At 46.5% G+C, this 17,848-nt stretch carries 16 protein-coding genes; 7 read left to right on the forward strand and 9 right to left on the reverse strand.

Going from position 1 to position 17,848, the window contains the following annotated elements; all coding sequences use genetic code 11:
* Positions 1-18 precede the first annotated feature (18 nt).
* Positions 19-930, forward strand: coding sequence for a hypothetical protein (locus OEY58_11765; GenBank protein ID MDH5326129.1), 912 nt, complete (start codon positions 19-21; stop codon positions 928-930).
* A 13-nt stretch (positions 931-943) separates the two neighbouring features.
* Here OEY58_11765 and OEY58_11770 read toward each other — a convergent pair whose 3' ends face one another.
* The 3 genes from OEY58_11770 to OEY58_11780 all read right to left on the reverse strand — a co-directional run bounded on the left by OEY58_11770 (position 944) and on the right by OEY58_11780 (position 5,386).
* Positions 944-1,660, reverse strand: a complete 717-nt coding sequence (locus tag OEY58_11770) for a response regulator (protein ID MDH5326130.1) — start codon at positions 1,658-1,660, stop codon at positions 944-946.
* Positions 1,660-3,708: an ATP-binding protein gene (locus OEY58_11775; protein MDH5326131.1), complete on the reverse strand. Its 2,049-nt coding sequence runs from the start codon at positions 3,706-3,708 to the stop codon at positions 1,660-1,662. The genes OEY58_11770 and OEY58_11775 overlap by 1 nt, the downstream gene beginning before the upstream one ends.
* Positions 3,709-3,817: 109 nt before the next feature.
* Positions 3,818-5,386 (reverse strand): hypothetical protein, encoded by a 1,569-nt coding sequence (locus OEY58_11780; GenBank protein ID MDH5326132.1) that lies wholly within the window; start codon positions 5,384-5,386, stop codon positions 3,818-3,820.
* Between the two features lie 616 nt (positions 5,387-6,002).
* Here OEY58_11780 and OEY58_11785 point away from each other — a divergent pair.
* A complete protein-coding gene (locus OEY58_11785) occupies positions 6,003-6,431 on the forward strand; it encodes a hypothetical protein (GenBank protein MDH5326133.1) in 429 nt (142 codons plus the stop codon).
* 52 nt (positions 6,432-6,483) lie between these two features.
* Here the strand turns inward: OEY58_11785 and OEY58_11790 are convergent, their stop codons facing one another.
* Positions 6,484-6,909, reverse strand: a complete 426-nt coding sequence (locus tag OEY58_11790) for a DUF6524 family protein (protein MDH5326134.1) — start codon at positions 6,907-6,909, stop codon at positions 6,484-6,486.
* 251 nt (positions 6,910-7,160) lie between these two features.
* Here OEY58_11790 and OEY58_11795 point away from each other — a divergent pair, with 251 nt between their 5' ends.
* The 5 genes from OEY58_11795 (at position 7,161) to OEY58_11815 (ending at position 12,920) form a co-directional block, all read left to right on the forward strand.
* Positions 7,161-7,640: a hypothetical protein gene (locus OEY58_11795; protein ID MDH5326135.1), complete on the forward strand. Its 480-nt coding sequence runs from the start codon at positions 7,161-7,163 to the stop codon at positions 7,638-7,640.
* A 368-nt stretch (positions 7,641-8,008) separates the two neighbouring features.
* Positions 8,009-9,187, forward strand: a complete 1,179-nt coding sequence (locus OEY58_11800) for a murein transglycosylase domain-containing protein (protein ID MDH5326136.1) — start codon at positions 8,009-8,011, stop codon at positions 9,185-9,187.
* Positions 9,188-9,445: 258 nt separating this feature from the next.
* Complete coding sequence (locus OEY58_11805) at positions 9,446-11,353, forward strand: hypothetical protein (GenBank protein ID MDH5326137.1); 1,908 nt, start codon at positions 9,446-9,448, stop codon at positions 11,351-11,353.
* 157 nt (positions 11,354-11,510) lie between these two features.
* Entirely contained in the window at positions 11,511-12,020 is a 510-nt protein-coding gene (locus OEY58_11810) for a hypothetical protein (protein ID MDH5326138.1), read from the forward strand.
* Between the two features lie 207 nt (positions 12,021-12,227).
* Positions 12,228-12,920 (forward strand): OmpA family protein, encoded by a 693-nt coding sequence (locus OEY58_11815; GenBank protein MDH5326139.1) that lies wholly within the window; start codon positions 12,228-12,230, stop codon positions 12,918-12,920.
* Positions 12,921-13,025: 105 nt separating this feature from the next.
* On the opposite strand, the gene OEY58_11820 is transcribed toward OEY58_11815, so the two are convergent.
* The 5 genes from OEY58_11820 to OEY58_11840 all read right to left on the reverse strand — a co-directional run bounded on the left by OEY58_11820 (position 13,026) and on the right by OEY58_11840 (position 17,464).
* Entirely contained in the window at positions 13,026-14,024 is a 999-nt protein-coding gene (locus OEY58_11820) for a porin family protein (protein ID MDH5326140.1), read from the reverse strand.
* Positions 14,025-14,261: 237 nt separating this feature from the next.
* Complete coding sequence (locus OEY58_11825) at positions 14,262-14,426, reverse strand: hypothetical protein (GenBank protein MDH5326141.1); 165 nt, start codon at positions 14,424-14,426, stop codon at positions 14,262-14,264.
* 195 nt (positions 14,427-14,621) lie between these two features.
* Entirely contained in the window at positions 14,622-16,052 is a 1,431-nt protein-coding gene (locus OEY58_11830) for a hypothetical protein (protein MDH5326142.1), read from the reverse strand.
* A gap of 202 nt (positions 16,053-16,254) precedes the next feature.
* A complete protein-coding gene (locus OEY58_11835; GenBank protein ID MDH5326143.1) occupies positions 16,255-16,695 on the reverse strand; it encodes a hypothetical protein in 441 nt (146 codons plus the stop codon).
* Between the two features lie 259 nt (positions 16,696-16,954).
* Complete coding sequence (locus OEY58_11840; GenBank protein ID MDH5326144.1) at positions 16,955-17,464, reverse strand: hypothetical protein; 510 nt, start codon at positions 17,462-17,464, stop codon at positions 16,955-16,957.
* Positions 17,465-17,848 lie beyond the last annotated feature (384 nt).

Raw genomic sequence — 17,848 nt, forward strand, 5'->3', positions numbered from 1 at the left:
GGCGTGGTTGGGCCACCCATGATTAGAGCCGAGAAGGTGTTGAGAATCGACATGACCGTTGTTAAATTATTGTTCCCCCTATTTTTGTGTACGGTATTGAGTCCGGTAATGGCGCTGGATCTTAATCCGGAGCGGATTCCATGGAAAAAATTGCAATTTTCAGCGTCATTTTTGTTTGTCTCAGCAACCGCGGACGTGAGCTGGGAACCCATAGACAAGCAGCGGGTGAACAAAGTCCTGTTACCAGTGGATAAAGGGGTGCCCATCACCGAGCAACCCTTATTTTATATGACGCTGGAGTCTCGCGCCTTTAATCGTAATTCTCAGGTGAAGTTCTGGTTTCAACAGGACGCAACAGCACTACAACGGGAGCAGTTGGACTGGGGGAAAAGGCAACGTTTGAAAACTTATCGCTTTGCTACAGATAAGGCGCAAGCCATTCAGTGGACACCTTTGGAGTCGGAAGCCGAACTGGCCCCGGAAAAATGGAGTCGAAAGGAGACTTTTCAGTTTAAATACCCCAAGGTGGCCCGTGGGATACCCATAACAGACAATGCCGCATTGTTCTATGTTATTTCTGCGGCAAACTTGCGACAGGTCGGTGATTCGCTGGTCATTCACAGCTTTGGGAAACAGACAGTTAACAAAATTACCATACGTGTTGCTGCCGAGGTCTACTTGGAAGTCAACTACAAGAAAAGAACGCAATCCGCGCTACGTTTTGTCGAGGAAGAAACCACGGCTCTGGAGCTGCGTTTGGAAATTGTACCCTTGGGGGAGGAAGCCGATGAGGGCTTCGAATTTTTAGGGTTGAAAGATGATGTGCGGATTTACTTGGAAAAATCCAACTTAGTCCCTTTACGTATTAGTGGAAAAGTAGACTACTTAGGCTGGACTGCAGTGGACATGGTTGAGGTGGAAATGCGTTAGTGTAAGGATGGGCTTACTGATGTAAGCCCAGATAAATACGTTGACAGACAAATTGCAGGTCCTTGATGGTGAATTGCGCATTCTTAAGGTCGTTGACTCGAATTTGGTATTGTAACACCCGGCTGTAGTTTTCCAGCGATGGATAGCCAAAAGAATTGCCGTTAATGTCTTTGGCGACTTCCAATAGCTCTAGCCATTGCTCGGTCTTAAAGAGCTTTCGAATCAAATTGAGTTTGGCGGGCAGCGAACTGACAAATCCCTTCACTTCTTCAGCCATTTGCGGTTTTTTATCGAGCAAATTGGAACGAATGGGACTGTTGCGTCCGGCAGGGCTATTGCAGGCCAGATACGGTTTCAAGGCGTTATATAACACAGTTTGATCCACGGGTTTGTTGCAGATAGCATCGCATCCGGCATCAAGAAACAACTCACCGTCCGATGATTCGTCATGCACAAGCACTACTATGGGTTTGGTGAATTCCTCCTTACGTAAAGTTTCAATTAATTTGGTGGCATCTACGAACTGCATGATCGAATCAATGATAACAGCGTCAAAATGTCGTTTGTCCATACACTCCAGGGTTCGTTCATCGGCGAAAATAACCTCGGTAGTCAACCCGATTTTACGCAACAACAAATGTATGATTTGTTGCTGAATCGGATCGTTTTCAATTATTAGCACGTTACCATACAAGGGGGGTGCATAGGGATCGCTGGATATTTTAAACATTAGGATAACCCGCTACTGAATTCACTAAAACTTCGAGTTAATTGCATCCCTTCAAAAATTCGATTGAACAACCTCTTTAGGTCTATGGAAAGACTATCAACGGCGTCGTAGTTTTCACTGATAAGTTGAAACTCGATTTTACCGGCCAAATCGGTCAGCACGGGATAACCCAGGCCGCCTGCAGTCCCTTTGAGGGTATGGAGTACCTCCTTCAATTCTTGCCAGTTCTTAGTTCGCATCAGCATTTCTATTGTGCCTTGGGTGGTATGTAAATCGTTTACGAACTTTTCCACCAGATCAGCAAATTCCGGTTCATGTTGCAGTAAGGAAGAAAAAATGGGTTCCGGCATGAAGTCCTCCGCAGCGGCCGGATGCAAATATCTTGCACACACCTGCTCAAACTGGCTACGTAGGATGGGTTTGGCCAAAAAGTCATCGCAGCCGGCTCGCAGGCACAAATGACGGTATTCCGAGGTGGCGTTTGCGGTCAATGCGACAATGGGTTTGCTATAACCGATTTCTCGAAGTTTTTTTACCGTATCCAATCCGGACAGTTGCGGTAGATGCATATCCATGTAAATGAGATCGAAGTTTTTGTACACGGTTTCTTTCAATGCGCTGATTCCGCTGTCCGCAATAGTGACAGACACCCCCAGGCGGCGCAAAAACAATGAAAACAACTGTTGGTTGGTTTCATTGTCATCCACCAGTAACACGTCGCCATGCAGTCGAATATGATGGTCCCGGTGGCTGGATTCCACGATACTTGACTGCTGCCATTGCTCCATGTTGTAGATAAGTGTACTCGTGTCCAAAGGGCTTAGGTTTAGGCAAATTTCAAATGTGGAGCCCTTTTTCAGTGCACTGTAAATGTTGAGGCTTCCACCCAGCAGCTCAATCAGGTGATTGGATAAGGGAAGTCCCAAGCCAGTGCCGCCGTATTTGCGACTGGTAGCCGCTTCGGCCTGCTGAAATGGGTCTAGACAATCCTGAATTTGTTGTTCGCTGAGTCCAATGCCGGTATCTATGACCGAAATGCGGAGCACTTCTTCCTGCGGGTCGCAGCGAAACTGCACCAGAACAAAGCCTTCATTGGTAAACTTAATCGCATTACTGCACAGATTAATTAAAACTTGTTTTAAGCGCAGAGGGTCTGTAGCGATGGAGCGGGGTAATGGTGGAATGTATTCCAGTTTAAAGACAATATTTTTTTCAACGGCTTTGCGTTTGACTAAATCTTCCACTTCCCGGGCCAGGTTGAACAAGTCGGTATCGAGATATTCCAACTCCAATTTACCGGCTTCGATTTTGGAAAAATCCAGAATGTCGTCCACAATAGCATGTAGATGAGCACCGTTTTGAACAATGGTTTTCAGCCCCGCCATACGTTCCTGCATACTTTGGTCGCTATCCAACGAGGCTTCGGCAAAACCAATGATGGCAGTCAATGGCGTGCGAATTTCGTGGCTCATATTGGCAAGAAATTCACGTCGTGCTTTGTTGGCTTGACGTGCTTCTCGGGTTGCTTGTTCCAGTTTGTGCAAGAGACTGCCTATATAGTACGGTAATACAATTAACCAAGCTAAAACTCCGAGGCTAAGGGTTAGGTTTTGTTGCCAGTAAGGGGTAGTGAGTATAACGCTCACAAAACCCAGAACACCGGTCACGACGGCAAAATTCATGTGGTTACGGCCAAAACGTAAACCGTTACCAATGGCGATTAAGAGAAACATACCCAGAAAACCGGCAGTGGCCGCACCGGAAGTCATGGCGAATGTGGCGGTACATGTGTCCAGACAAATACCCAGCTTAGACCGTACTGGCATTCGTTCTGGTGCCAGGATAGCTCCGGTCAAGATGAGTAATGTGCCGGCGAGATAGCTTATGGCAACAATACCAATCCAATGCCAGTTGCTTAATTCGGATAGCCACAAAAAGCAAAATAAACCCAAACCGCCGATAATCGGTCGGGCCACAGCGGCCTGTTCCAACTCAGGATCCCGGTCGGACAATTTGCTTAAAAAAACATTAAGATAGGAGAAAACCACTAGAGGAAAAACCGCAACAATCTGTTTACAATAGCTCTAGATCGGTTCAAAACCGTAAAAACTTTAACACATTGTGTCTTGAGGCCGTCGGTCGCCTGGATCGGACCGTTTATCGATGTGCTGCTGAAATCTCTAACACAGGGGGGGCTGTCAATTTATGGCTGCTAATATCCCAGACATTGGTTTCGGGAGCATAGCCTAACTGGCGAATACTTCGCGAGGCGATTTTCAAGGCAATATCCGGGGCGACACTTTGTTCCAGCATGGACTCGAAAAAATATTCCATACCCACAATGGTGTCCGCCAACAGCTCCAGTTCATGGGAGTCCGGTGGCAGGGTATCGTCTTGAAATGTATCTTGCATATAGCGGCCGATGGCATCGGCAAGGTTGGCTTGAGCTGTATAACCGAGTATTTCCATGGCGCCGCGAATATTGCGCAGCAGGTCGGGCGCCTTATGCATTACGGTAATCGACCCGGTTTGAATAAACTCGAGTAAGGCCTTTTTGAGTGATCCCAGTTCTTTAATAACTTCTGTTGCTATGAGTTTAAGTAGTTTTCGATACTCGGCTGCCGGTAAGCCACCTTTTCGAGTTCCTTTTACGTCTATACCCAAATCCGAGATCGAAGCATCCACATGAATCAATGCGGCAGCCAAGCCCATTAAGTCATTGTCGGCCAGTTGCTCACCGGCGGCGACTTTGGGGGCTAAAAACACTGCGTATTCATGCAGCAAGTTTTTCAAATTACTCATACCCAGCATACCTAGTGCTTCGGCCACCGAATTCAGGCTGGTTAAAGCCGCTGCTAAGGGCTTGGTGGTATTTGTGTTGGTGGCTCTGACCGAAACCTCCAGTGCGTCTTTTATGTCTTCCAATTCCTGCTTGATTTGTTTTGATACGGTTTCGATGAGGTGGACATTAAAACTTCCCAGGCTCTCACGCGATTTTTGTATGCTGTTGTCGTCAGGAAAATCCATTCCAAAAGCGGTTTTGATTTCAAGGACACGTTGATTGTCCGATTTGGATTGGGAAATGTAGTACAAAAGGTTCTTACAGATTTTATCAGGCGGCTGCTGTACCAGCGCCTTTTCGCCATGAACGATCAGGAGTTTTATCTGCTGGTCAATTCGACCCAACAAAATCTTTACAGCGATATTGGCTTCCTGCCCCTGGTCATACAAAGAGTCCATCAGTCCTGAGGCCAGCCACCACAGCTGTTTACCGGCTTTACTGCGGCTACAGTGCATCAAGTTGTCTACAACTGTTATGAGCTTTTCCAGGCTTTCAGTGGTGTTGTGCTTTTTGATTAGGCCTAACAAGCCTGAAAGATAGCCGGGGCGCAGGCGTCGTGCGACTTCCGAGATGTGTCCGTTGACCAGGCATTCCGCGTCTGGCTGTGGCGGAACCGCGATTGTCAGGTCGGGTGAAAAAAACTCGCCCTCGGTCAACAGCTGTTTATCTTGTGCGGCGAGCAAATCATTGAGTTGGGGGAGTAGCACCAGAGGGACGTCCGGTTGACCGTGGTATAGGCTTTCCAAGTAGGCGCTCAATTGTAATATGGCTGTCGCCATCGCTTCGGTCGCCGCTTGCTTATGGCGGATATTATCCAGCAGTAAAGCGTCAGCCAAATTCACCATTTCCGAGGAAAGAAGCGTTGCCCCTCGGATTCCCACCATTTTTAAGGCCCCACGTACACATCTGAGGGGCTCCAGGCACTGTTCCAATGGGGTCGTGTCACGAAGATTCTTAGAGTACTGTTCGCAGGCCGGCAACACACCCTCAAGCGTTTGCTCAATTTGGGTTTTTATCCAAACTAGAGTTTTTCTGTCAACCGAGCCCTGGTACACTTCGCGCCCCTTTTGCGACCAGTTAGTGTTTATAAAAGTGGTGTTAAATTAGGAAACTCTAATTTGCTCAACGAACGGTTCCCATGAGCTTGAAATCAAATCAGAAGTTCCTGCAGTGTGCGTCATTTCAGGGTGGAATTCCGGCTAACACCGGAAACCATCAGAGAAATCAACACTGCGACACCGTAAGACACGACTTATTTCGCTATGTCTGTTGCCCGACGATGCGTAGACGGGGTTACGCCCTATTACTTTTCTATTGTTATCACAGCTGGTGAAGCTTGTCTATTGGTTTAATCATGAATTGTATATGGGCGCAATATTTTTTTAAAAAAAACAGAAAACTTCTTTGAAATATTACTCTACGTAGGAATTATCTGAAAAGCGACGGAGGCCGGGGTCAAATTCGTTATAGAGATAAACACGGTCATGGGGGATATTAGAAATGAAGAAATTACTTATTTTATTGCTGGGAGTCGGCTTGCTACCTTCCGTCGCACCAGCACACAATTTAGGCGAAAAGTATCTGGCCGGTAATCGGGTAACGGTGGCACTGAGCAAAGATTTCGTAAACAACGAACGCGCGTTGGCGCGAAACTTCGTCAAACACAAAGGGGTGGAACGTTTGTACAGGAATCTGGTTCGTCACTTCAAGGAGTATCGTATCCGTCGGTCGCTTAAGGTTGATGTATTAATTACGGAGTTTTACTCCGGTCCCGGGCGTGAGCGTTTAATGGCAGATGTGATTGTGACTGAGCGTGGGGAGCCGCTGGATAACTTTATTGTGGAGGAAACTACCGCTCTGCACCCGAAGATCAGACGTTTAACTCGAGGTTTGTCCAAACGCATTACCAAGCGCGCCAGGATGATGTAGAGCCAAGGTTGTTTGCAGGATTTTCCTTGTTTGAGGGGGAAGGAAGCCGGCGTTAGTGCTCGGCTTCCTCTCCTTCCACGACATCGTATTGGCCGCTGATTTTCTTGCGAATAAACGACCAGCTGATACCGGTGGTTAAAATCCAGCTGATAATCAGTTGAACCACATAGGTGAGTGCTTTGACACTGTTAGTGGGTATCCAGCCCAGGTCTATGACGACCCAGGTCAAGGATCCGAAAAAAGCCACAGCCAACGCGATGCCGATGAATCCTAAGGAATGCAAGGTTGCGCGTATATAGATAGTCCAGCCAATTAACAAAACCACTCCTACAAATAATTTCAAGGGAAGGTCTGCTTGAATGTTGAGTATGCCCCAATGATAAAAGGAGTATCCCTCCGGGTTATAGGTGCAGAAAACCAGGGTGAGTGCGAAAAACAATCGAACCGCAAATCCTGTCCAGCTAAGTGAGTCGGCCATAAATAAGTAACCTGTATAGCGGTGTTATAACTAAGGTGTCATAACTAAAATGTTGTGTTATTGGTCAGAGCCATCCGGCGGATGCAGGGCCCATTATAATGCTGTAACTGCGTAAATGATAGCGCTGTCGATGGTGTTATAGTGGTTGTCATAATTTGTCATAATTAGTCGTTGGATTGACAGCGCTCATCGGTGTTAGGCCATTTACGCTTTCTATAGTTATTTCCAGAATCGAATGCTGGAGATGAATCATGAAAGTGTTATTTGTAGTGCCTAAAGATGATGGTGAACACAGTCCGTTAAGTCAGTTTGCCCAATGCCGAGTGCTCCCGCCAATCGGTTTGGCACGAATGGCCGGGCTGGCCGGTCGTTTGGGAGCGGTACAAGTGCTTGATGAGCGACTGCACGATATTAAGTATCCACAAAAATCCGATATAGTGATTCTGTTTATCAATCATTATAATCAGTATCGGGCTTATCAATTGGCGGCACAATACCGCGCCTTGGGTTGTGTAATTGTATTTACCGGTCCCATGCTTACTCATACAACAGAGCAAGCCAAGCCGCATGCCGACAGTCTATTTATCGGCTCCGGTGAGACAAATTTACCGGAATTTCTTTGGGACTACCGATTTGGTCGGGTGAAATCGCAGTACCATAACGAAACCGGCGTTGATAATGTGTCTCACGGAAAAACTCAGCGGCCGGCTCTGGCCTTGTTGGCTGGGTAGGCAAGGTTTGGGTTTTGTCGTGGAGTTCGGCCGAGCCTCTGCTTGTAACCATGACGATTGTGCGAATGGCAGGTTTGCAATCAGAGGTTCAGTCTTAGCAAAAAACGTAACTTGCACGGATATGAATGGAACTCCAGCGGGTTGGCTTTAATAAGCATTAAAACGCCTTAACACACGACACAAAATTGACACGTTTGGGTTGGCAAATTATAGAAAAATGCTTCGGGGTGAGTCTAAAGAGTTTGGGTCCAAAGACGTTAAGTTTTTCATCATCATTTAAAACGCGTATCAACAGAACTATGGGCCAGTGTGACAAAACTCACCTCAAGAACATACGTTTGAGATTAGCTCCAACAATAAGTCGGAATATGCAGCTTAGTTTACTGGTGGCGGCCATGGCGGTACCCAGTCAGTATTCAATAGCCGACCATACGGAGTCTCATCAACTCAATAAGTTTATGGGCGCAAAAAAAGCTGCGGATTTAGAGCTGTTGCGTCGCAATGAAGAAGTTCGTGAGGCCTACGACAAATTCAAAAAAGTGACTGCGGTCGTCTGGGGGAATGAAGCGGTAGTACCAAGCGCGGATATTGAAGTCACCTACCGCGACAACTTAAGCCAACGCAGTGTCGTAAATTACGAACACGGGACGGTGAAAGTGGAGTTGGCAGTAAGCCCGACAAAAGCAAAATACCAGGATGGTGTACAGCAAAAAATGGCGGGAGCGGTACAAGCTACTATCGTTCAACCACCGGATGATCGTTCTATTGTTGAAATGGCCAAGCAGCCCGAGCCTCCGCCCAGCGAAGGTGAGCCCATGTTGAAGGGTTTGGTCGCAGGCCAAGATGGTAAGCCTCTATCCCCGGATAAGATGGATGCGTTTAGGAAAGAACAGCTCAAAGCTGTTACACAGCGCGACATAGAAGGGTCAGATGGGCGCAAGCGTACGGTATTCAGTACCGAGTTTAAGTTAGTGCCAGACCACATTCGAATACGGGCGAAAAAATATCGGCATATGGTGGACAAAAACTCTGTACGTCACAATATTCCAGCACACTTAATTTATGCCATTATTGAAACGGAAAGTTTTTTTAATCCTCGAGCAAAGTCCCCCGTGCCTGCTTTTGGCTTAATGCAATTGGTGCCTCAAACGGGAGCTCGTGATGCATACCGGTTTTTGTATGCCAGGGACAAAATTGTTAAGGATACCTATTTATACAAACCCAATAACAATATCAAATTGGGTGTTGCCTATTTGCATATGCTGCATTTTCGGTATTTGAAACGCATAAAAGATCCTGTGTCTCGCCAATGGGCGGCAATCGCCGCATACAATACCGGAGTGGATAATGTTATGGGGTCTTTTGCGGGTCAGTATTCCAAGAAGAAATTCACCAATCGCTGGATCTGGAAAGGGAAGGCATTGAAAAAAATCAACAAAATGAATCCTGAGCAAGTTTATCAACATTTACGAAAATATTTACCTTATGAAGAAACCCGAGAATACATAAAAAAAGTCCGGGATCGCATGCACAAGTACCAAACTTAGCCCTTCCAGGTCGCACCTGCGCAGTCCCTTCTAATAATTTGCTATATTGCGTGTAGGAATTTTCTTAAGTTTTATTGATTTTTGGCAGATTTCTCTGTAAAAAATACTTATATAAAAATAATCCTAAGAATAGTACCGTGTCTACGGATTTTGGGGGTGGACGTGTTGGAGAGCGTCCTGGGTATGGAAAAAAGGTTATGTTAAGGAGGCGGCAACCTTTTATTCGGCGTGCAACTTTTGTTGCGCAAGATTATGGGTATGTCTGATAGCAAATCACATGCTGCTTACACGGATGCAAAATCCGGGTTAAACGGATTTGAGTCCAACGTACAGTTTAAGTCCTTGGAAGAAAAAGAAAATATATCTAAATTGGTGCAAGATGAAGAGGTTGATAGCGGCCCTCTTTCCAATTTTATATATGGACTAATTATTTTCGCGCTGGTTTACGGTGCGGTTGTCTATCTGCAAAAAACCTTCTTTGAAGAACCGGAACAGAGCGGGAGCCATCCAGTTGGTGGATTGGCCGATAATCCTGTTCGTCCCTCCGGTCAGACACCGGTCCCTCAAATTGATCAAATTGCTTTAAATCTGATTCGTACCAAAGATTGGGATGTACAGAAACTGTATTTTTTCAGACGCACTTGGTTGTCCTTGAAGCCTGCTCAGCAAGCAGCTTTGTCGCAAAGCGCATGGATTGCAGATCTGGAGTCTGCGCTGGAAGAACAAATGGGTCGCCCCAGTTTGGTAGAGGTGTTTACGGACGAAAAAGTCATTCTCAAACAAAACGCAATGGTAGATATTAAAACCTTAATAGACCGCTCCAAACAGATGCACTTAACCGGGGTAGACCCCAATATTCAGCGCCCCGCTGTGGCCCCCGTCACGCAAAAATCACCGGCTGGGCTTGCTGCTGAGACAAAACCGGTGCCGGATTTCAATGATGGTCTCGTGGCAAAATTGGATCAACTCGTAGAAGAGCAGACCAAACTGGAGCGTGAGGAACAAGCGCAGCAAGAACGCGAGTCGCAGGCCCAACGAGAGCGAGAAGAGCTGGCTCAAAGAGAACGGGAGGCTCAGGCCCAACGAGAGCGTGAAGAGCTGGCTCAGAGAGAACAGGAGGCCCAGGCTCAACGGGAGCGTGAAGAGCTGGCTCAGAGAGAACGGGAGGCCCAGGCTCAACGGGAGCGTGAAGAGCTGGCTCAGAGAGAACGGGAGGCCCAGGCTCAACGGGAGCGTGAAGAGCTGGCTCAGAGAGAACGGGAGGCCCAGGCTCAACGGGAGCGTGAAGAGCTGGCTCGGATAGAACGCGAGGAGCAGGCCCGACGCGAGCGTGAGGCACAGGCGCAACGGGAGCGCGAAGAAAACATCAGGCGCGAACGCGAAGCGATTGCACAGAGAGAGCGGGAAGAAAAAGCCAGGCGGGAGCGTGAAGAAAAGATGGCGTTACAACTTGCTGCGGAGGCGGCCGCGAAGGCACAGCTGGAGAATGAGGGTCCCGGATTGGAAAACATGCAAGTGGTATCCAGTGAGAATTTTTCAGTCGACCGAAGTAGCGGTAAGATTGTTTCCGTGAAGACTAAGGTGCGCAAACCGACTCAAGAACCGACTAAGCCCAAACCGGTAAAGCCAAAAGAAAGCAAACCTGCATTCGTTGCTAAAGCTGATACAGGGGTATCGACTAAACAGCTGGCGTCTAAAAAGCCTCTATATTCCACAATAAAATCACAGTCTACGGAACTGGGTAATGCCGGGGTACAAAAAAAATACTATTACGTAAATGGTGTTACCGAGTTTTCGAAAAGATCCAAAAAAACCCCAACCATTGCAGAGTTGAACAATCTGACAGTTCAGTTAATCAGTGCCTATGAGGCGGGTGATCTGGAGCGGTTTACTTCCTTGTTTGATGATGATCCGGAGAGCGAGTACTACGAACAATTGGAGCAAGTCAAATCAGAATATCAAGATTTGGTTTACCAGACCTCTGACCGACAAATGTTCATTCGAGATATGAAATGGACCTTTAAGGACAATGTTGCTATTGGTAAGGGTACTTTGACATTGGTCACTTTGTTCAGTAGTCAATCACAAATTCTTAACCGTAAAAAAGTTTTGGAAATGGTTGCGCGAAAGGTCGAGAATAAAATCTTAATTACGCGATTTGAATAGTTTTCAGCCCTCATCTGTCGATATTTTAGCCTGGCTCATCGAGTAAGGTCTAATACTTGCAGCTTAAATTCGATTACACAATCTTTACGCGGTGCCTGGACTTTGGCACAAGTTGGTGTTATTTATTCTGAGAGCAGGGCAATTTAGAGAGAATGCTATGAACCAGGAACAGTTTCACTATTTGTATTCCAACTGCAACAATCTGCTTGATATAGCGATGAAACAGGCTTATTCAACCTTGGTACCGGAAAGTACGAATTCGCAATCGAGTGAAAAGCAAGCAGAATCATCAGGTTTGGATGGTGGCACCTTGGCCGGTCTTAACCTGGATGTGTTGGCTCGCCTAGGGGTATCAACACAAGAGAGTGTTGAGGCTGTAGAAGGATTGGATGAGTTCGATCCGGAAGAAGGCATCTATACGGAGGAAGCCGGTGAGCAAGCTTCATCCCAATGGATTGACAGCCAATTGTTTGGTCGGGTTGATATATCCTATTTGGAGACTATTCTTCAGCAATTACCTCAGAACCTACCCACCTTAACTGCCGAGTTGACGAGCGCAAATCTTCAGCTTTGGTCAGATGTTCAAAAGCAACACAACCGACCCTTAAATGAACTATTACAGTATATGCGGCGATTGGCTGTTGAAAAGGACACCGTAGCCGGTTAAGACCTAAAGGGTCTCCAGAAATTAGTCTGGTGCTAATCCAGTAGGCACGGGATTGTATTCTACAATCCCGTGCCGATCCTGCTTGCCATAATTCATCATTATATTCCTTAGAATTGTCCTTTTTTATACCTCGGTCGGCCATTACTACGGCCAATAATAATTCTAACAAAGCACATTAAACCAAATTTTACATACAGGAGAACGATCGTGGCTATCGTAAAAAGAAGTGGTATTTCCTATGCAGTTACCTTGGCGTTGTTACCAGCAGCTCTGATTGTGGGCTGCGCCGGAAACGACAAACTCACCCGGTTGGATTCGAGTGAACTCAAGACCCCAGAAGTAGTGACGGATGCTGTGACCAATGAGACCGTAGAATTACAAGATAACTTCGCGTTTGTGCAAATAGCGCCACCGCTGGTTGGGCATGGCGTGAATAGTGAGATTTCAGTGAACGATGCGGAACTGTCCGTACAAGAAGAACCGCTTGCGAAAATGGTAGCAGAACAGGAATTGGTGGATGTGGTACTTACCCCTGCAGAACCTGAATATCCGCAGCAGTCCATTATACGATTTGCGGTGGACCAATACGATATTGTTGATTCTGATCTCGATGGGTTAAAGCAGCATGCTTTGTTTCTACAAAATAATCCAGATATGGAATTGAACATCAACGGGTATGCGGATAGTCGCGGTTCTGCCCAATACAATTTCCAACTCAGCAAGAAGCGTGCAGATCAGATTGAAGCAATTTTACTCACCCTGGGAGCCTCTCCAACCCAGTTGAAAGTCAATAGCTATGGCGAGAGTTTTCCGGTTAAGGATGAAAAAAACTGGGACGAAAATCGCCGAGTGGAACTGCAATATAAAGAGCGCGAACAACCCGTGATGGCTCAGTACTGAGCGGGAAAGCGCATACAAGTCGCCCTCCATGCACTGCATTCGCGGTGTACTTAATGGCCAACCGGAATCTCGGTTGGCCTTTTTTTAACCCGATCTCAATGTAAACTAGAATTGGTGTTTGTAGCCCAGTGAAAAACCGGATACCTGCAAATCGCTATTCAACAACTCCCCTTGATAGTAGAGATTGTAAGCGCCGTGTAGGGTTGCAAATCGGTTCAAGCGATATTCTGCACCGGCACCAAGTCCAAGACCGAATTGACTGCTTTTCTCTTCGGAATACGAAGGTGTGGCGCAGTTGGACCGGTCGCTGATAAGAGTTGCGCTGCCCTGGAACAACCCGATTGAGCCGGTCAGCTCAAAATCTGCTTGAACGTTAAATATGCCTTTGAGGTTGGCGCCTAATACTGTGTCATTGGAAAATGTTTCGCGATAGCAGCCGTTTGTTCGGTCAAAATCCGCTATGCCCGCGCCAACAACTCCTTCCACCGCCAAAAAAGGCAGCAAGCGCTTACCTGCTCTGACAATTACGCCGGTAGTGTTCCAGGATCCGGAGGTAGTGCCGCTCAATTTGGATGTAAAAAAAGCTATTTCCGGTAATGCGTACCAGTTACCTGGGTTAAAGCTTCTCTTGTGAGAGGAGTCGACGGGTTTGGGTTCAACATCGGCATCGGCAGTTTTGCGTGCTGGCGCAGGCACAACGTCAACTAACAGCGGTGAAAACGAATAGCCGTGCAACAATGAATTACCTGAATTGTCGGTCGCCTGTATGTAGTACTCAAAGCCGGGTTCGGATACATCATGAGTCAATGTCGCGCTGTAGATGTCCGATTTGGCTCTGCGTTGCATTACCATGGTCTTATATTTTTCCGTGCCTTTTGCACGGTAATACAAGGTCACGGATTTGACCCCCATATTGTCCACTACCGTAGCTTCTATGGTCAGGTCTGTACCGGCTTCATGGGCTTTGCTTGAGGTTTCGTGGGTAACGCTGGGCGCCTCTAGATCGGCCGCAGGCAGCGAAAGTTGGTCTGCGAAGGTTGTTCCTGAAATACTTATTAGCGGCGCAAAGCAAATAGCCAGCGGCCCACTGCGTCGAATTTGCATGTTTCCTCTCCCCCCAAGGAAGTTTTTCTTCCAAAAATATGTTGGAACGCTATCAGATAGGTGTGTATAAATCAATCTAAGCTATCCAGTCTACTATGCTTAACGTTACCCTGGGGTTGCGTACAAGTGCTTGTTAAAAAGCCACCTAAGAAGGAGTCGGCTTAGATAAATCGCTGAATAGGGGCGTGTTTGTGGAGCCGGAAAGGGTGGTCAGTCTTCCGCTTTGAATCTGAAAACCTAGAAAAATATACTATTGATAGTGGCCACCAGACCGAATATGGCTGCGATAATCATCCAGGTTTTACGCGCAGGCGTCATGGTGGGGCCCTTTCGTATATGGTCCACCACAGCCAAACAGGCGAATAATGCGCTACACAGAAACAAAATCAAGATAGTTTTCATGGGTTGTGTTAATTAAACAACGTTGAGGGATATTGTGAAAATGTATTCAGGTTTAATTGTCGGTCCGAATTCGTAATATTGCAAGTCCACAGCATGAAACTAGAACTTGTATTGAACGGTGTTGTTTAACTGGGAGATATACCAGGAGAGTGCGCCGGATTTACCGGCGCACTCGTGACGTTTAGGTGGCATTCCCTAGTACAGCAGATTCCATATTACCCTTTTCTGTATGTGGCTGCCATCCAGGAGCAGAATATTGAATTCTACTGTGTTGACTTCCGACATTAGGAACTGAGAGTATCCGGGACACATCAATACCTGGTGCCCTTTGGAGTTAGGTGGCAAGGTAAAGCACCTGGGCAGATCCATAAACATACCATTGCTTGTCGATAAAGTAGCATGGAAATCGACAATCGGTGCCAGGTCGGGTTTGAGTATAACCGCGGCATCAAACTGTTGACCGGGTATAAAGTAACCATCGGCAGGGGACACTTTGCTTTGTTCCGCAGGTTTTAAAACGGTTACTGCAGCGACTACCGAGTACCAATCACCGTTAGGGGCGGTGCCACTGAAGTATATGTCATAGAATCCTCCTCCGCTAATGCTGGGTGGATTGTCCTTGATCTGATCGGAAGACAACATTAGGCCGGTATCGTCATGAAGATACATACCGATGTCTTCGACCGTTGTGCCGTTGGGTAGAGGAAAATTTTGTCCCCAACCATAGACCATGTATGTATCATTGGGATTACCATTATACAAGTTAACCGTCATGGGGACACTTTGGGAGTTGGTTCTAAAATTGAATCCGCCTGCATCTATATTAAAACCATAACCACTTCCATCGGGGCTGTGCTCGAAGAATCCATAATCGGGAGTTGGGTCTCTATCAGCCAAGGTTTTATCATAGCTGTAGGTGCCGGAGATAGATTGACCTGCCAGCAGTTTTCCTTCCAATGCACCTGACGGATCCCAAACATCCCGGATCACTGCTTCCAATTGCAGTGTGACCAGCCTAGGGTTAGGCGCGGGCCCGACCGAGGTGTCGCCTGTTAAGCTATCCAGATTGGCCACTACAGAAAAGTAGTTAAAGCCCGAAGCATCGGTTCCGGAGATGTAAATGCTACGCTGTTCAAACGCATAGATATTTGGTGCTGTTGCGGAGAGCGAGGTGCTATTGAGCGCCGTTCCTGTCATATCATAAAGGTCAAAATTGATATCATCAATTTTGACTCCATCGTATAAAGGCGTGTTACCCCAGCTGCCGATATGGAAGAAGTCAGAGTCGAAATTGGATATGTGTATATAATGCATATGTCCGGGTACGCTGGGGTCCGTTTTGAGTGACACTGTACCGGCGATCAGGTCAAAGCCGACGGCGCCCCGGTTGGCTTGATTGTAATTCGCCCACTCCATAGACGGATCTTCATCCGGTGCTGTAGTGTCAAACTGGTAGGTACCTGTAATTGGGGTGCCAAGCGCCATGCGTCCCTGAAGTACGTTCCCGGGATCATATACGTCGGTGACAGTGGCATTAATGCTATAGACGGCGTAACCCGCCTGCGCGGCACTGACAGTAAATATCGCTGCAATCACTAAACCGTGTGTAAAAAGTTTACGCAACATTCCTTCCTCCATTTGGGTGATATATAAACAAGTCAAACTGCAAAAGCGTACGATAGCGTGCATATTCCATGCACAGATGCGCTTCAGGATAAATAGGACACTAAGTCGCTAGTTGTTTGAATGGGATGCTGGTTGGTAGTGGTGAAATATATAATAGAGTAAGGTTTGAGGTGTTTGCGCGTGACGGTTAGTTGGCGCGCATTTAGCGTCGATGGTTGTGTGCAGTTTTGTTTAAGAATTCAAACAATCTGACGTTAATGTTTGTCTTGGTGAAAATGAGTCTATTGTTCGCGTCGAAATACAGTACGATTTGTTTGTCCTTTTTATCAACGATGTCTTGTTTGAATTTTTCGGTGTAGTACGTGTAAACAGAGCCAATGAAAGCCCTTTTTTCGCCGCGAGTGTAAAGCGATGTCTCGTAATCCGTAGAGCCTAAGTTTTCCTTGATGTCATTCAAACTATCACCAATATCAATATTGGATAGTTTATTTTTAAAGAACACCTGCTCTTCCAATGGCATTTGGTAATAGTAAGTAATAGCGGGAGGGGGTGGTGTAGGAGTTTTCTTTACGGTTTGTACCGTAGATTTACAAGCCGACAACAAGACACACAATATAACTAAACAATATGGTTCCAATTTCAAACTGCTTCCCCCCACTTAGGACTGTCAAGTGAAGTGTGTAGTGTAACGTAGAGTGTTGGGATCCATATAATTCAAAACCATGAACTCATTCGCACATTTGGTCTTTACATAACCTACATGCTGAGCTAACTACCGTGTTTGGTGGCACAGATTGATAAAAACTTACAACAAAAGTTGGTTATTGCCAGGTGCTTGTATAGGAGCGACGATGTGGCAGTTGCCTGCCACGTCATCATAAAGTCGCATAAAAAGGAAGATATTAGCTAAGAGGTAGCAAGAGGCATTTACACTTTCCTACTGAAAAAGTATGGTTTGGCCAGACGATATTGGAGCTCGTTGCTTCGATGGCGTGATTCCCCGACGGTACGACAAGATTGATTGCGCCTTTTGTGTTTCCTTCACAACTGGGGCTGTCATCAGGAAAGTAACTGTTTAGGCTGCCAACCAAATGGCCGTCCAGCTTTACATCAATGCCGCTGTGTGCTTTGCTGTTTGTTGAAAAAACAACTATAAGGCCGGTATCGTCAGAATCGCATGATTCCAGCTTAGGTCCCGCATTGGCAAATGGGGAGTGGGGATTGGAAAACAATTGATCCGCAGCAGATTGCAGCGGGCCCGAAACTTCACGTAGCAAAAGGGCACCGTTGGTCGTTGTTGCCTGACCGCCTGTTCCGGCTCCGGCCAGTGTGAACAGGTCATCACTGCTATTACAAGAACAGAGCAGTAGCGACACTGCGGCCATCAATATTTTGTTCGATTTAAGTATCATATTCACCCTCCCGCGTATCATTCAGGACATCAGAGTTATTATGATTAAGTCTTAGAATACACTAGCAGCCAACAAACCTAAAAAAATTGAACTGGTTCATGTTTTTGACAGGGCAGCCAGTTACACCAATGTAAATGCTTGATGGTTCTCTTTGGTGTTGTGTCTTGCGATTAAGGTCAATGATAAGTATAAACAGCATAATGAACTTCGTGTGACATCTTCACATTAGTACCTAAAAATTCATGTATCTTGACCGCGGGCGCGCTATACCACGACACAACCACCCCTGCTTGGCCCCTGAAACAAACCCGATCAACGTTAAACTTACATTAACTGCGCTTATACTGAGATTCAAAATCCTAGGTGGCTATTAACTAGCTAAGT

This window comes from Gammaproteobacteria bacterium (assembly GCA_029882975.1).
In the GTDB taxonomy this organism is placed as follows: Bacteria; Pseudomonadota; Gammaproteobacteria; order SZUA-152; family SZUA-152; genus JAJDNG01.

Coding starts and splice junctions, on each gene's coding strand:
- OEY58_11765 (MDH5326129.1), top strand. CDS start 19: ATGATTAGAGCCGAGAAGGTGTTGAGAATCGACATGACCGTTGTTAAA.
- OEY58_11770 (MDH5326130.1), bottom strand. CDS start 1,660: ATGTTTAAAATATCCAGCGATCCCTATGCACCCCCCTTGTATGGTAAC.
- OEY58_11780 (MDH5326132.1), bottom strand. CDS start 5,386: ATGGTGGGAATCCGAGGGGCAACGCTTCTTTCCTCGGAAATGGTGAAT.
- OEY58_11785 (MDH5326133.1), top strand. CDS start 6,003: ATGAAGAAATTACTTATTTTATTGCTGGGAGTCGGCTTGCTACCTTCC.
- OEY58_11790 (MDH5326134.1), bottom strand. CDS start 6,909: ATGGCCGACTCACTTAGCTGGACAGGATTTGCGGTTCGATTGTTTTTC.
- OEY58_11795 (MDH5326135.1), top strand. CDS start 7,161: ATGAAAGTGTTATTTGTAGTGCCTAAAGATGATGGTGAACACAGTCCG.
- OEY58_11800 (MDH5326136.1), top strand. CDS start 8,009: ATGCAGCTTAGTTTACTGGTGGCGGCCATGGCGGTACCCAGTCAGTAT.
- OEY58_11805 (MDH5326137.1), top strand. CDS start 9,446: ATGTCTGATAGCAAATCACATGCTGCTTACACGGATGCAAAATCCGGG.
- OEY58_11810 (MDH5326138.1), top strand. CDS start 11,511: ATGAACCAGGAACAGTTTCACTATTTGTATTCCAACTGCAACAATCTG.
- OEY58_11820 (MDH5326140.1), bottom strand. CDS start 14,024: ATGCAAATTCGACGCAGTGGGCCGCTGGCTATTTGCTTTGCGCCGCTA.
- OEY58_11825 (MDH5326141.1), bottom strand. CDS start 14,426: ATGAAAACTATCTTGATTTTGTTTCTGTGTAGCGCATTATTCGCCTGT.
- OEY58_11830 (MDH5326142.1), bottom strand. CDS start 16,052: ATGTTGCGTAAACTTTTTACACACGGTTTAGTGATTGCAGCGATATTT.
- OEY58_11840 (MDH5326144.1), bottom strand. CDS start 17,464: ATGATACTTAAATCGAACAAAATATTGATGGCCGCAGTGTCGCTACTG.